At 59.0% G+C, this 12,377-nt stretch carries 11 protein-coding genes; 4 read left to right on the top strand and 7 right to left on the bottom strand.

The genetic code is table 11. The annotated features are described in order from the left end of the window. Nucleotides 1-77 precede the first annotated feature (77 nt). Entirely contained in the window at nt 78-1,052 is a 975-nt protein-coding gene (locus tag DOM56_RS07125; RefSeq protein WP_232822217.1) for an AraC family transcriptional regulator, read from the top strand. Between the two features lie 136 nt (nt 1,053-1,188). Here the strand turns inward: DOM56_RS07125 and DOM56_RS07120 are convergent, their stop codons facing one another. Further along, nucleotides 1,189-2,217 (bottom strand): NAD(P)-dependent alcohol dehydrogenase, encoded by a 1,029-nt coding sequence (locus tag DOM56_RS07120; protein ID WP_232822216.1) that lies wholly within the window; start codon nt 2,215-2,217, stop codon nt 1,189-1,191. Nucleotides 2,218-2,354: 137 nt separating this feature from the next. Here DOM56_RS07120 and DOM56_RS07115 point away from each other — a divergent pair, with 137 nt between their 5' ends. Beyond that, nucleotides 2,355-3,272 (top strand): LysR family transcriptional regulator, encoded by a 918-nt coding sequence (locus tag DOM56_RS07115; protein WP_110708145.1) that lies wholly within the window; start codon nt 2,355-2,357, stop codon nt 3,270-3,272. Nucleotides 3,273-3,394: 122 nt separating this feature from the next. Here DOM56_RS07115 and DOM56_RS07110 read toward each other — a convergent pair whose 3' ends face one another. The 3 genes from DOM56_RS07110 to DOM56_RS07095 form a co-directional block, all read right to left on the bottom strand. After that, on the bottom strand, nt 3,395-4,141 hold the full coding sequence (locus DOM56_RS07110) for an SDR family oxidoreductase (RefSeq protein WP_110708144.1): 747 nt from the start codon (nt 4,139-4,141) through the stop codon (nt 3,395-3,397). Between the two features lie 2 nt (nt 4,142-4,143). After that, complete coding sequence (locus DOM56_RS07105; protein ID WP_110708143.1) at nt 4,144-4,410, bottom strand: hypothetical protein; 267 nt, start codon at nt 4,408-4,410, stop codon at nt 4,144-4,146. A gap of 502 nt (nt 4,411-4,912) precedes the next feature. Further along, the gene (locus tag DOM56_RS07095) at nt 4,913-5,722 is read right to left on the bottom strand and encodes a sulfite exporter TauE/SafE family protein (RefSeq protein WP_110708142.1); all 810 of its coding nucleotides are present in this window, start codon (nt 5,720-5,722) and stop codon (nt 4,913-4,915) included. Nucleotides 5,723-5,830: 108 nt separating this feature from the next. Here DOM56_RS07095 and DOM56_RS07090 point away from each other — a divergent pair, with 108 nt between their 5' ends. Both DOM56_RS07090 and DOM56_RS07085 read left to right on the top strand, forming a co-directional pair. Then, a complete protein-coding gene (locus DOM56_RS07090) occupies nt 5,831-6,607 on the top strand; it encodes a helix-turn-helix transcriptional regulator (protein ID WP_110708141.1) in 777 nt (258 codons plus the stop codon). 322 nt (nt 6,608-6,929) lie between these two features. Then, complete coding sequence (locus DOM56_RS07085; RefSeq protein WP_198655710.1) at nt 6,930-7,997, top strand: type I restriction endonuclease; 1,068 nt, start codon at nt 6,930-6,932, stop codon at nt 7,995-7,997. A 155-nt stretch (nt 7,998-8,152) separates the two neighbouring features. Here DOM56_RS07085 and DOM56_RS07080 read toward each other — a convergent pair whose 3' ends face one another. The 3 genes from DOM56_RS07080 to guaB all read right to left on the bottom strand — a co-directional run bounded on the left by DOM56_RS07080 (nt 8,153) and on the right by guaB (nt 12,202). Then, on the bottom strand, nt 8,153-8,647 hold the full coding sequence (locus DOM56_RS07080; RefSeq protein WP_110708140.1) for a hypothetical protein: 495 nt from the start codon (nt 8,645-8,647) through the stop codon (nt 8,153-8,155). A 380-nt stretch (nt 8,648-9,027) separates the two neighbouring features. Continuing rightward, nucleotides 9,028-10,602, bottom strand: a complete 1,575-nt coding sequence (gene guaA / locus DOM56_RS07075; RefSeq protein WP_110708139.1) for a glutamine-hydrolyzing GMP synthase — start codon at nt 10,600-10,602, stop codon at nt 9,028-9,030. Between the two features lie 130 nt (nt 10,603-10,732). Beyond that, nucleotides 10,733-12,202 carry an IMP dehydrogenase gene (guaB, locus tag DOM56_RS07070; RefSeq protein ID WP_110708138.1) on the bottom strand — a complete coding sequence of 490 codons (1,470 nt, stop codon included), beginning with the start codon at nt 12,200-12,202 and terminating at the stop codon, nt 10,733-10,735. Nucleotides 12,203-12,377 lie beyond the last annotated feature (175 nt).

The raw sequence follows: 12,377 nt of genomic DNA, 5'->3' as shown, positions 1-12,377 counted from the left end.
TACAAAGCTGTGGCAAACTCCTCCCCATCGATTGACCCCGTCACAAGCCATCACGCGGCGCACCAGGAGACTCGGCCATGACGCGATCCCAGCCCTCTCGGGCACCGAGACACCAACCCGAAGCGGATACGCCGCAACAGGCCATGATCGCGTTGCTGAAAACGCTGGCGCCTGACGAGGGCTACAACCTGACGGCCCTCCCTGACGTGCGCTTGCTGCGCTCGAACCGGCCCCTCGCCTCCACGCCCGTGCTCTACGACCCCGGCATCGTCATCGTCTGCCAAGGGCGCAAACGGGGAATCTTCGGCGGCCAGGTCTATCTCTACGATGCGCAGCACTACCTGGCAGTCTCCGTCCCGGTCCCTTTCACCATGGAGACCGATGCCAGCGAGCACGAACCGTTGCTCGCCATCTACATGCACCTGGACTTCAAGCTGGCCGCCGACCTGATGCTGCAGATCGATCAGCTGGGCGGCACCGAACCCGCCACCCCCCGGGGAATGATGTCGACGCCCATGGACCGCCGACTGAGCGATGCCGTGCTGCGCTTCCTGGAAGCGATGAGCCGGCCGCTCGAGGCCGCGATACTCGGGCCTGCGCTGGTGCGGGAGATCTACTTTCATGTGCTGACGGGAGAACAGGGGCACTCGATGCGGGCGGCACTGGCCATGCAGGGCCAGTTCGGCAAGGTGGCACGCGCCCTGCGCTGCATTCACGCCTCCTACGCGGACGATCTCGACGTCGAACAGCTCGCCAGCCGCGCCGGCATGAGCGTTCCCACCTTTCATGCGCACTTCAAGGCCGTGACCCACACCTCGCCCATGCAGTACCTGAAGTCCACGCGCCTGCACCAGGCGCGGCTACTGATGGTGAGAAACGGCATCACCGCGGCGGCGGCCAGCGTCCAGGTCGGCTACGAAAGCCCGTCCCAGTTCAGTCGCGAGTTCAAGCGCCTGTTCGGCCGAACACCGGCGGCGGAAGTGAAACGGATGAAGGCAGAGTTCGCGATTCCACCCGCGCATGCGGCGGCGACGTTCGTGTCGTCGCACTGAACCGGGAAGAACGCCACCGAGGCAGGAACGCGTGGCTGAGCGCATTGCCGAGTCTCAAGCGCTTGCCGTCGCCATATACCAGTGAACCGCCGGCAGTATCCAGCGGTTCAGGGCAGCGTGGCGATGGCTGCCGAGTTCACTCGTCGTTCACGTCGATCACGATCTTGCCAAACGGCCTGCGCTCCAGATGATCCAGCGCCTGAGGCAGCTCGGCGAAGGTATAGCGCGCCTCGATGACCGGCTCGAGCCGGGCCTGATCCACCGCCCGCACGAAGCGCTCCAGCGCTCGCCGGCTACCGGTGCCGATACCGTGGATCGTGACGTCCTTGAGCATCAGCGGCATGGCTGGGGAGGCGATATCGAATCCTGCCAACGCCCCGATCTGGCATACATGCCCGCCTACGGCGGCCAGTTGGACGGAGACGCCGAGATTATCGCCACCGACCACGTCGAGCACATGATCCACGCCCTCGTCATCGGTCAGCGCATATACCGCTTCCATCCAGTCATCGCGGGAACGATCCACCCAGTGATCGGCTCCCAGCGCCAACGCCCGCTCACCTTTCTCCGGTTGGGTGGCAACGATCACCTCTGCCCCGCTCATCTTCGCGATAAGCAGACCGAATAGCGCCACGCCGCCGGTACCCGGAATCAGCACCCGATCGCCAGCCTTGACTCCGGCTCTCTCGACGAGCGCAAACCAGGCGGTCAGTCCGGCGCAGGGCAAGGTACTGGCCTGGGCATCATCCAGTGCGCGCGGCGCATGAACCAGCCAGGCGGCAGGCATGGCCAGGTATTCGCTCAGAACGCCGGGGTAGAAACCGCCCAAGGTACGATAGGCCGGTGTTCGCGCGTTACCCGGGCGACGCCCATCGATCCAGTCGGGCGTGAATACGGAGATGACCCGATCCCCCTCGGCAAACCCTTTCATTTGCTCTCCCAGTTCGACGATGGTGCCGGCCATGTCGGAACCGGGCGTGAAGGGATAAGCCAGCGGCAGCCCCCTGCCACTCTCGATCACCATCTTGTCGCGGTGGTTGAGCGAGACGGCTCCCACCCTGACCAGCACCTCATCCGCCGCCGGGCGTGGCTTCTCGCAGGTGGCCAGTGTCAGTCTCTCACGACCGATCGCGTCCATTTCCCAACGCCTTGTCGCTTGCATCATGTTGGCTCCATCGAGGGGTGCCGACGGTCGTCGTCGACAGCGTGGCGAGACTATCCCACGACGGTGAGCGCACTATAATACGCATCAATCGATACACACTGATGAATAAGAGACAGCAATATGAGCGGGAACAGGGTATGAACGGGAAGGAGATTGCCGAACTCATCGCGTTCATGGAGGTTGCCAGATCGCAGAGTTTCCGCCGTGCTGCATCACGCCTGGGAATGTCGCCCTCGGCGGTGAGTCACACCATCCGCTCACTGGAGACGCGGCTGGGCGTCAGAGTCTTGAGTCGCACCACCCGTAGCGTATCGCTTACCCAGGCGGGCGAACGGTTACTGGAGCGTGTGGCGCCGGCGATCAGCGACATCCGGCAGGCCGTGCATGAGTCGGCGGCGTTTCAGACCTCACCACAAGGCAAGATCCGGATCAACTTGCCGCGCATCGCAGCCCAACTCGTGCTGGTGCCGCGACTTCAAGCCTTTCTGGAGCGCTACCCTCGTATCGAGGTGGATCTCGTCATCGACGACACGCTGACCGATATCGTCTCGCAGGGCTTCGATGCGGGCATTCGCTCGGGTGAGCGCTTGCAGCAGGAGATGGTCGCCAGACAGTTGACGCCGGCACTGAACATGGCCGTGGTGGGGGCACCAAGCTACTTTGCTCGACGCTCGCCACCGGAGGTCCCGGCAGATCTCCACGCGCACGTCTGCATCAACTACCGCTGGAGCGACTCGAACGCCTTGTACGCCTGGACCTTTCAGGAGGGCGACAGACGTTTTGACCTCCAGGTTCGCCACGCCTTGACCCTCAACGACACCAGCCTGATCGTCGCGGCGGTTCTGGAAGGCACCGGACTCGCCTATCTGCCACAGAATCATCTGCAAGCCTACTTCGACAGCGGTGAACTGGTGCGAGTCCTCTCCTCATGGACGCCGTCGATCCCGGGGTTCTACCTCTACTATCCGCACCGCGAACACATGCCCAGCGCGCTGAGAGCCTTCGTCGACTTCATGACCGGGCCGGTGGACCAGCCACTCTCACACACCCAGTAATGGCGGCGGAAATAGACGTGGGGGTGGGAAAGCCTTCGTGAGCGTGGGGAAGGAATAGTCAGAAATTTGGCGAGCAGTTCTGCAAAGGTGGAGCCTTTGACAATTTCAGCGCCCTACATCATTTAGACGTGCTGACCACCGTTGATATGTATCTCTGCGCCATTGATGTAGGAAGCCTCGCCTGAGCAAAGAAATAGAACCGTAGCAGCGACCTCCTCTGGCCTTCCCATACGATGCATTGGAATCTGGTTTTCGACAATCGCCTCGGTGCCAGGGGAAAGAATTGACGTGTCGATCTCTCCGGGAGCGACGGCATTGACACGTATGCCGTAACTCCCAAACTCCGAAGCTTGCTCCCTGGTTAGCGCGGCGAGAGCCGCCTTGGAGCATGCGTAGGCCGCTCCCGCGAAAGGATGAACTCTGACCCCGGCAATGGATGTGACATTCACAATCGTTCCGGAAGTGGCTTTAAGCTCCGGCAACAAGAGCCGAGACAGGAGCGCTGCGGAAAACAGATTCACGTTGAACACGGAAAGCCAATCATCATAGCTCGTATCCTCTACGCCCATTCGAGTTCTATCCGGTCGCTTTGGGGATACGCCTGCATTATTGACAATCGCATGCAGACCTAGCTCGCCCAACCGATCACGCACCTCGTCAGCCAGCCTGTCATAGCCTTTCGGAGAGGAAAGATCGGATTGGATATGATTTTCCAGGCCGCCATTCCATGGGCAGTCACTAGTGAACGGCACCCTGGAGACAGTGAGGACTCGCCAGCCGGCCTGATTGAACAACTTGACCGTCGCATGCCCGATTCCGCGACTTGCCCCTGTCAGGAGCATCGTTCTTTGAGCGCTTTCCTTCGTCATGGTCAGACCTCTTTGAGGACCTTCTCGACCTGGCCCAGTCTCGACTCGATCTGCTTGGTCTTGTCTTTGATTTCAGCCAAGGTAGAAGCCACCAATTCTTCCGACTGGATGGATCGCCTCGCCAGCTCGATATAGGTCTCTTCCTTGGCTTCTTTCCGGTGTTCCTTTCGCGCCAATGAAAAGTATTTGGCACCGAATATCAACAGCATGACAATCATAAAAAGAATTGTCAGCAAAAAATATTGTCGCTTTATCTTCCATTTTGCCATCCTCTACTCATCGGATTTTTTTGAACCCAGACTGAGCGATTGTGACGCGGCCGCCACTGTTTGTGGCGTCAGGATCATCTCGAATTCGAAACCTGAAAGTAGTTATGTGACGTCCCATCCTCTGAAATCCCCAATTGGCTATTCACAAGACCAGCCTCTTCCAACTTTCGCAGATGAAGATGTAGCAGGGGACGACCAATACCAAGGTCACGGGCTAGCTGGCTGACGTAATTACGGCCCCTCATTTGCAGCGCCGCTAGTATCCGTAAGCGATGCGGATTAGCCAGTGCGGCAAGGGCCTCCAACAGCTTGTCTCCGTCGCTTTCCACTTAATGCCTCATACCATTTGCTCACTTGTAGTAGACAATCTGACACGGCTCCCACTTAACGCCAAACATTAATGACACGTGTCATGTATTTTTGACATGTATACCCAAACCCGCACCTTGGGCAGATACCCAATGCATTGAGCGCCTTTGACAATTTCATGGCCGGGCCGGTATCAGTGCATGACGACCATCACCGCCAGCACCACCGTCAGCAGTAGCAGATACACCCCGGCATGAACGCGATCGGGAATGCGCCCGATCCATCGCGATGCCAGGCGGATGCCGAGCCACGACCCCACCGCCAGCGCCAGCAAGGCGCGCAGATCCACATATCCCGCATACCAGGCGCCCAGCGGGGTATCGCCGGCCGACAACAGCACATAAGTGGCGGTGCCACTGATCGCCATGGGCAACGACAACGGATTGGCCATTGCCGTGGCCGCCGTCATGCTGGCGCCTCTGCGGCGCATCAGCGGTACGGTCATCACGCTGCCGCCAACCCCCAGAAAGGCCGCGATAACACCGATGAATAGGCCTGTGATCGCCGTCACCAAACGGCCCATGGGGCGCCCCTCCCCCTTCGCCTGGTGCAGGAACCCAGGCCGCATAACGGCATCCGCAATGGTGATCGCCAGATAGCCGATGAACATCCAGCGCACCCAGTCCCCACTCACCGACACCGCCGCGGCCGCGCCGAGCACGGCACCGACAGCGATATAACCCACCAACGGACGCACCAGGCGCCATTGCACGGTCCGCCGCCGATGGTGACGCCATGTCGACAGGGAGGCGGCAAAGATCATCAGCGCGGTCGAAGTGGCCACCGCGATATGCATCGCTGCCTGGCCGGCCACGCTATCCGCCCCGTGAACGGCAATCAGCAAGGTAACCATCAAGGGAACGACGACGAAGCCACCACCGAAACCGAACAACACCGTGGTCACGCCGGCCAGCCCGCCGCAGAGAAGCAATACGCTATACACCGGAACTCTCCTGATGGAACGCAACGACAGGAACGATATTCCGATGAGGAGTGGCCGACATTCGCCCGTTGGCCAATAATCGTTGTATTTCGGCCACTCTGAGGGCAAATGCTCAATATTCCCCTAGCGGACGTGGATCATGTGGCTCGGCCCGTCGTGGCCATCGGCACCGACTACAGTCCCGGCACCCTGCTCGACTTTCATACCCATCGCCGTGCCCAGTTTCTCTACGGCATGACGGGCTTGATGGAAGTCGACACCGATGACGGCACCTGGATGGTACCGCCCTACAGCGGTGTCTGGTTGCCGGCAGGTAAGCGGCACCGGGTGCGGATGAACGGCGTCAGTACTCGCAGCCTGTATATCGAACCGATTGCGGCGCCACGCCCCTCCTCCGGTTGCGAAGTGCTGGTGGTGTCGCCGCTGCTTCATCACCTGCTGCTGGCCTCCGCCAACATGCCCGCGCTCTATGATGAGAGCGGTCGCGATGGCGCCCTCGCCCAACTCCTGCTTTGCGAACTGCAACTGGCGCCATCGCTGCCACTGTTTGCGCCGCTGCCCCGGGATCCTCATCTGGCCCGCCTATGCAGAGATTTTCTTGGCCAGCCGCATATCCATAGCCTGCCGGAAGACTGGGCCCGACAACTTCATTGCAGCCAGCGCACCTTCAATCGACTGTTCCGTCAGCAGACCGGCCTGTCGTTCGCCGTATGGCGCCAGCAAGCCTGCCTCATGGCCGCCCTCCCCAGACTGCTCTCCGGCAGTTCCGTTACCCGAGCCGCGCTGGAACTCGGCTACGATAGCCCCGGCGCCTTTTCCAATATGTTTCGCAAGGTGCTCGGTCAATCCCCGACCGCCTTCGTTCGCGCGGCTAGCCGCCAGTAGGAAGAGATGACCGGCGGTAGTTGATGCGGGAAACAGCCCTGCAACCCCGCATGACCCGATTAGGACCTCGGACTAGTAGCCATGAACTCCACTAGGCCAGCGACGATGAGGAAGCGGAAGCCGAGGCTAGGCGCAAAAATAATTAAAGATCGCACGAAAAATAGAGTCGAAAGCTCCCAGCGTCCTAGCACCTTGAAACGCTGTATGTTTGCAGCGGCATGAATCGTTGATATCCCGCTAAAGTCGCTTTGCCTTGATCCTTGCATCGGTCTAATGTGTTATGGAACGTAACAATACTAAAATTTCCGTACGCGAGGGAAACATGGAACTAGGAGACAAGCTCAGCAGCATTGCCCAGCGAGGACGTGACCAGCTGGACCACATTAAGACCGAAGAAGCGACAAAAACTGCGCTGGTCATGCCATTGCTCGCGGCGCTCGGCTACGACCCATTCGATCCGCGGGAGGTAGTCCCGGAATTCACTGCAGATGTCGGGACGAAGAAAGGCGAGAAAGTCGACTATGCCATCCGAAAGGATGACGAACTGTCGATACTGATCGAATGCAAACCGCTGGGGACCGACCTTGCCAATACCCAATACTCCCAATTGTTCCGCTATTTCGGGTGTACTGAAGCCAAGTTCGCTATTCTTACCAACGGTTTAAAATACCGTTTCTATTCCGACCTGGACGCACAAAACAAACTCGACTCTCGCCCTTTCTTTATATTCGACCTTGAGGACTTTAACGACGGTGACGTGGAAGAGCTACGTAAATTCACGAAGCCCAACTTCGATGTAGAAGCGATTTTGAGCACGGCGAACCGGCTGAAGTATACAAACCTTGCCAAACGAGCCATCGAAGAAACGATCAAAGAGCCTCCCGAAGAGTTCGTGAAATTCATTGTCTCTCGATTCTACGAAGGTCGGCACACCAGACAGGTAGTCGACGAATTCATGCCAATCGTGAGGGAGGCAGGCAAGCTGTATATCAAGGAACAAGTGGCACAGCGCTTGAAAGGTGCTCTGGCTCGGAACTACGTAGATGACACCATCCCTCAACCCGAGCCTGTTCAGGCACAGCTAGCGCCCGAGCAGGATGACATTGTGACCACCCAAGAGGAAATCGATGCATACAATATCGTTCGCTCGATCTTGTCAGAGGTTGTCGATGTCTCGCGCATTGCCATGCGTGATGCAAAGTCATACTGCGCTATCCTCCTTGATGACAATAACCGCAAGCCTCTCTGTCGACTTCACTTCAATACAAAGAGCATCAAGCGTATCGGCTTCTTCAAGGATAAACAGCAAGAGCTGGTAGACATTGAATCAGTAAGCGATCTTTTCAAATATCGCCAAAAGTTGATAGACACACTACAGGAATATTCTTGACAAAGCATGGAATGGGCAGAAGCGAGAAAGTGAAAAATCAAAGATAGCCCCAATCATAGCTGGGGCTGTTTATCGATGATCCTTACTAATTTTCGGGCAGATACTGGTGGGTGATTTGAAAGTTCAGCGCGCCTTTGACCGACTATCGACCATGATCATTGATGGAAACGTGCCAAGTCATTTTTCACTGAAGTCACTCTAGGATCTAAAACTATCGAGCTTCTAAGACATAAGATGTGGGCATTCACATGAGCACGATAGGAGGCATAATCACCGATAACAAGATGGGGGATCCAGAATGCTTCTATGATATCGAAAAGCTCATCAAATATGACTGCAACCAACACATCGAAGTCGTTCAATGCATAGTTTCGAATTGCACTTAGCTGCCATACCTTGTCCCTAGGCTTGACGCGTCGCCCTTTTATCTGAACACGCAGTTCATCATGAGATCCGGCATTCCTGATTCCATCGCACCCTGCTTTCGAGTTTGTCTGGAGCTGAAGCCGGAAGGCTCTCGCCACTAGCCACTCTGTATAATCGCCCAAGGGATTGTTATTAGTTCTGACGATATTTCTTGCTTTAAGCTCATCTGTTGCCGATGCCTGCAACTGTAAAAGCTCTTTGACCGTGAGATCAGCCAATTCCATTACACGACCCTAATCTACAGACGCAAGCGATAGATTGAACATCTGACACAAAAACTTACTAACTCTAATAAACCTATCACCGGTTAGAGATTAAAGCACCATGATTTTTCTTGTTTCTCTGGCTTAGTACCAGCTTGAGTGTGTAACGACCTTCTCAGTCAGCAGTACCAGGGACAGCCCCTCATGAATGCGTTCGGTAATGCGCCGGGGCCATAGCGATGCAGAAGATGTGCCGAGCCAAGGCCCTCCGCCAGCGCCAGTGCGACATGCAAAACTTCATCCCCTGGACAGAAAAGCCCTCAAAACTCGCCCGAATAAAAACATTCTACAAACAGAACCCGCNNGCGGGTTCTGTTTGTGGCCTAGAGAAAATTTAATAATCACTCCCACTCAATCGTCGCCGGCGGCTTGCTGCTCACATCGTAGGTCACGCGGGAGACGCCGCTAATCTCGTTGATGATGCGGTTGGAGACTTTCTCCAGCAGCTCATACGGCAGGTGGGCCCAGCGGGCGGTCATGAAGTCGATGGTTTCGACAGCGCGCAGGGCGATGACCCACTCGTAGCGGCGGCCATCGCCGACCACGCCGACCGACTTCACCGGCAGGAAGACGGCAAAGGCCTGGCTGGTCTTGTGGTACCAGTCGGCGTTGTGCAGTTCTTCGATGAAGATGGCGTCGGCTTCACGCAGGATGTCGGCGTACTCTTTTTTGACTTCGCCGAGAATCCGCACGCCCAGGCCCGGCCCCGGGAAGGGGTGACGGTAGACCATGTCGTAGGGCAGGCCGAGTTCGAGGCCGAGCTTGCGCACTTCGTCCTTGAACAGTTCGCGCAGCGGTTCGACCAGCTTGAGCTTCATGGTCTCGGGCAGGCCGCCAACGTTGTGGTGCGACTTGATCACGTGGGCCTTGCCGGTCTTGCTGGCGGCGGATTCGATCACGTCCGGGTAGATGGTGCCCTGGGCGAGAAAGTCGACGCCGTCGATCTTGGCGGCTTCGCGGTCGAACACGTCGATGAAGGTGTTGCCGATGATCTTGCGCTTGGCTTCGGGGTCGTTCTCGCCGCCCAGGTTACCGAGAAATTCATCTTCGGCGTCGACGCGGATCACCTTGACGCCCATATGGCTGGCGAAGGTCTCCATCACCTGGTCGCCTTCGTTCTTGCGCAGCAGCCCGTTGTCGACGAAGACGCAGGTGAGCTGATCGCCGATCGCCTTGTGCAGCAGCGCCGCAACCACGGAGGAGTCCACGCCGCCGGAGAGGCCGAGCAGCACGTGGCGGTCGCCGACCTGTTCGCGGACGCGCTCGGTGAGGTCTTCGATGATTTGCGCCGGGGTCCAGAGTTTTTCCGCCTGGCAGATATCCAGCACGAAGCGCTCGAGGATGCGCTGGCCCTGCAGGGTGTGGGTCACTTCCGGGTGGAACTGGACGCCGTAGAAACGCTTTTCCGGCCAGGTCATGGCGGCGATGGGGCAGCTCGGCGTGGAGGCGGTGACGGTGAACTCCGCCGGTGCGCGGGCAACCTTGTCGCCGTGGCTCATCCACACGTCCAGCAGCGCCCCGCCGTCGTGGTCGACATGATCCTTGATCCCGCCGAGCAGGTCGTCTTCCGCGGAAACGCTGATCTGGGCGTAGCCGAACTCACGCTTGTTGGAGCCTTCGGTGGCGCCGCCGAGCTGTTCCGCCATGGTCTGCATGCCGTAGCAGATGCCGAACACCGGCAGGCCCATCTCGAACACGCATTCCGGCGCGCGCGGCGAGCCCAGCTCGGAGACCGATTCCGGCCCACCGGAGAGGATGATGCCGTTGGGGTTGTATTCGCGGATCTCTTCTTCGGTGATATCGAAGGCGCGGATCTCGGAGAACACGCCGATCTCGCGCACGCGGCGGGCGATCAGCTGGGTGTACTGGGAGCCGAAGTCGAGGATCAGGATCTTGTGCGAATGGATGTCGGTCATGAAGGGGCCACCGCCGTAAGGGTTTCAATTGCCGAGACAAAAGCACGGCCGGAAAAGAATGAAGAGGAAAGAGCGAAGGGGAAAGATGCACTTCCCACTTCTCCCTTCCCTCTTCCGACTAACGGGTCAATCACGCGCCGCGATAATTCGGCGCTTCTTTGGTGATCTGCACATCGTGTACATGCGACTCGGTAATGCCCGCACCGGTGATCTTGACGAACTCCGGCAGCGTGCGCATCTCGTCGATGTTGTGGCAGCCGGTGTAACCCATGGAGGCGCGCAGGCCACCCATCATCTGGTGGACGATGGCGCTCATCTGGCCCTTGTAGGGCACGCGGCCTTCGATGCCTTCCGGCACCAGCTTCTCGACGCCTTCGTCCTTGCTCTGGAAGTAGCGATCCGAGGAGCCTTGGGTCTGGGACATCGCGCCCATGGAGCCCATGCCGCGATAGGCCTTGTAGGTGCGGCCCTGGAACAGCTCGACTTCGCCCGGCGCTTCCTCGGTGCCGGCGAGCATGCTGCCGAGCATCACGGTGCTGGCGCCGGCGACGATCGCCTTGGCGATATCACCGGAGTAGCGCACCCCGCCATCGGCGATCAGCGGGATGTCGAACGGCTTGAGCGCTTCGGCGACGTTGGCGACGGCGGTGATCTGCAGCACGCCGACGCCGGTGACGACGCGGGTGGTACAGATGGAACCGGGGCCGATACCGACCTTGACCGCGTCGGCGCCGGCTTCGGCCAGAGCGACGGCGGCTTCACCGGTGGCGATGTTGCCGCCGATCACCTGCAGTTCCGGGTAGTGCTCCTTGACCCAACGCACCCGGTCAATGACGCCCTTGGAGTGGCCGTGGGCGGTATCGACGACCAGCACGTCGACGCCAGCTTCGACCAGCGCGGCGATGCGGTCCGGGGTTTCCGGGCCGGTGCCGACGGCGGCGCCGACCAGCAGGCGGCCATCGGCGTCCTTGGCGGCCATCGGGTAGGTGCGGGCTTTCTCGATGTCACGTACGGTGACCAGGCCGCGCAGATGGAAGTCCTTGTCGACGACAAGGATCTTCTCGATGCGGTTCTCCTGCAGCTTGGACTTGATCACGTCCAATGAGGTGCCTTCGAGCACGGTGACCAGCTTGTCACGCGGGGTCATGATCGCTTCGACGCTGTCGCTGTGGTCCGGCTGGAAGCGCATGTCGCGCCCGGTGACGATGCCGACCAGGGTCTCGCCCTCGACCACCGGGAAGCCGGAATAGCCGTACTCCTTGGCCATCTCCAGCAGGTCCTGCAGTTTGGCGTTGGGACCGACGGTGACCGGGTCCTTGACGATAACGCTCTCGTGCTTCTTGACCTTGCGGACCTCGGCGGCCTGCTGGGTGATCGACATGCTCTTGTGAATGATGCCGATGCCGCCTTCCTGCGCCATGGCAATCGCCAGGCGCGCTTCGGTGACGGTATCCATGGCGGACGAGAGCAGCGGGATGTTGAGGGTCAGATTGCGGGTCAGGCGGGACTTGAGTTCGACGTCTCTGGGCAGGACATCCGAGTAGCGGGGTACGAGTAATACGTCATCGAACGTAAGAGCTTCTTGCGCTATACGTAGCATGGTCGGAAACCCAATTGGCAGGTGGTGGGGAGCCTGTAACAGCCTGCGGCACCGCGATGAGGCATGCAGTGTGACCGAATCGGGGCCGCGAAAAGTTAATCGCGCATTATAGTCGTTTGGTCGGTGCCTCTCAATGGCAAGCGGCAGTTGTGTGATGGGAGATGGATGATGCACG

This window comes from Salinicola sp. CR57, assembly GCF_003206585.1.
Lineage (GTDB): Bacteria > Pseudomonadota > Gammaproteobacteria > Pseudomonadales > Halomonadaceae > Salinicola > Salinicola lusitanus.
Note: the sequence above shows the minus strand (reverse complement) of the source record. Positions and strands in the feature narration are given on the sequence as shown.

Coding starts and splice junctions, on each gene's coding strand:
- DOM56_RS07125 (WP_232822217.1), top strand. CDS start 78: ATGACGCGATCCCAGCCCTCTCGGGCACCGAGACACCAACCCGAAGCG.
- guaB (WP_110708138.1), bottom strand. CDS start 12,202: ATGCTACGTATAGCGCAAGAAGCTCTTACGTTCGATGACGTATTACTC.
- DOM56_RS07110 (WP_110708144.1), bottom strand. CDS start 4,141: ATGACGAAGGAAAGCGCTCAAAGAACGATGCTCCTGACAGGGGCAAGT.
- DOM56_RS07120 (WP_232822216.1), bottom strand. CDS start 2,217: ATGATGCAAGCGACAAGGCGTTGGGAAATGGACGCGATCGGTCGTGAG.
- DOM56_RS07080 (WP_110708140.1), bottom strand. CDS start 8,647: ATGGAATTGGCTGATCTCACGGTCAAAGAGCTTTTACAGTTGCAGGCA.
- DOM56_RS07105 (WP_110708143.1), bottom strand. CDS start 4,410: ATGGCAAAATGGAAGATAAAGCGACAATATTTTTTGCTGACAATTCTT.
- DOM56_RS07085 (WP_198655710.1), top strand. CDS start 6,930: ATGGAACTAGGAGACAAGCTCAGCAGCATTGCCCAGCGAGGACGTGAC.
- DOM56_RS07090 (WP_110708141.1), top strand. CDS start 5,831: ATGCTCAATATTCCCCTAGCGGACGTGGATCATGTGGCTCGGCCCGTC.
- DOM56_RS07115 (WP_110708145.1), top strand. CDS start 2,355: ATGAACGGGAAGGAGATTGCCGAACTCATCGCGTTCATGGAGGTTGCC.
- guaA (WP_110708139.1), bottom strand. CDS start 10,602: ATGACCGACATCCATTCGCACAAGATCCTGATCCTCGACTTCGGCTCC.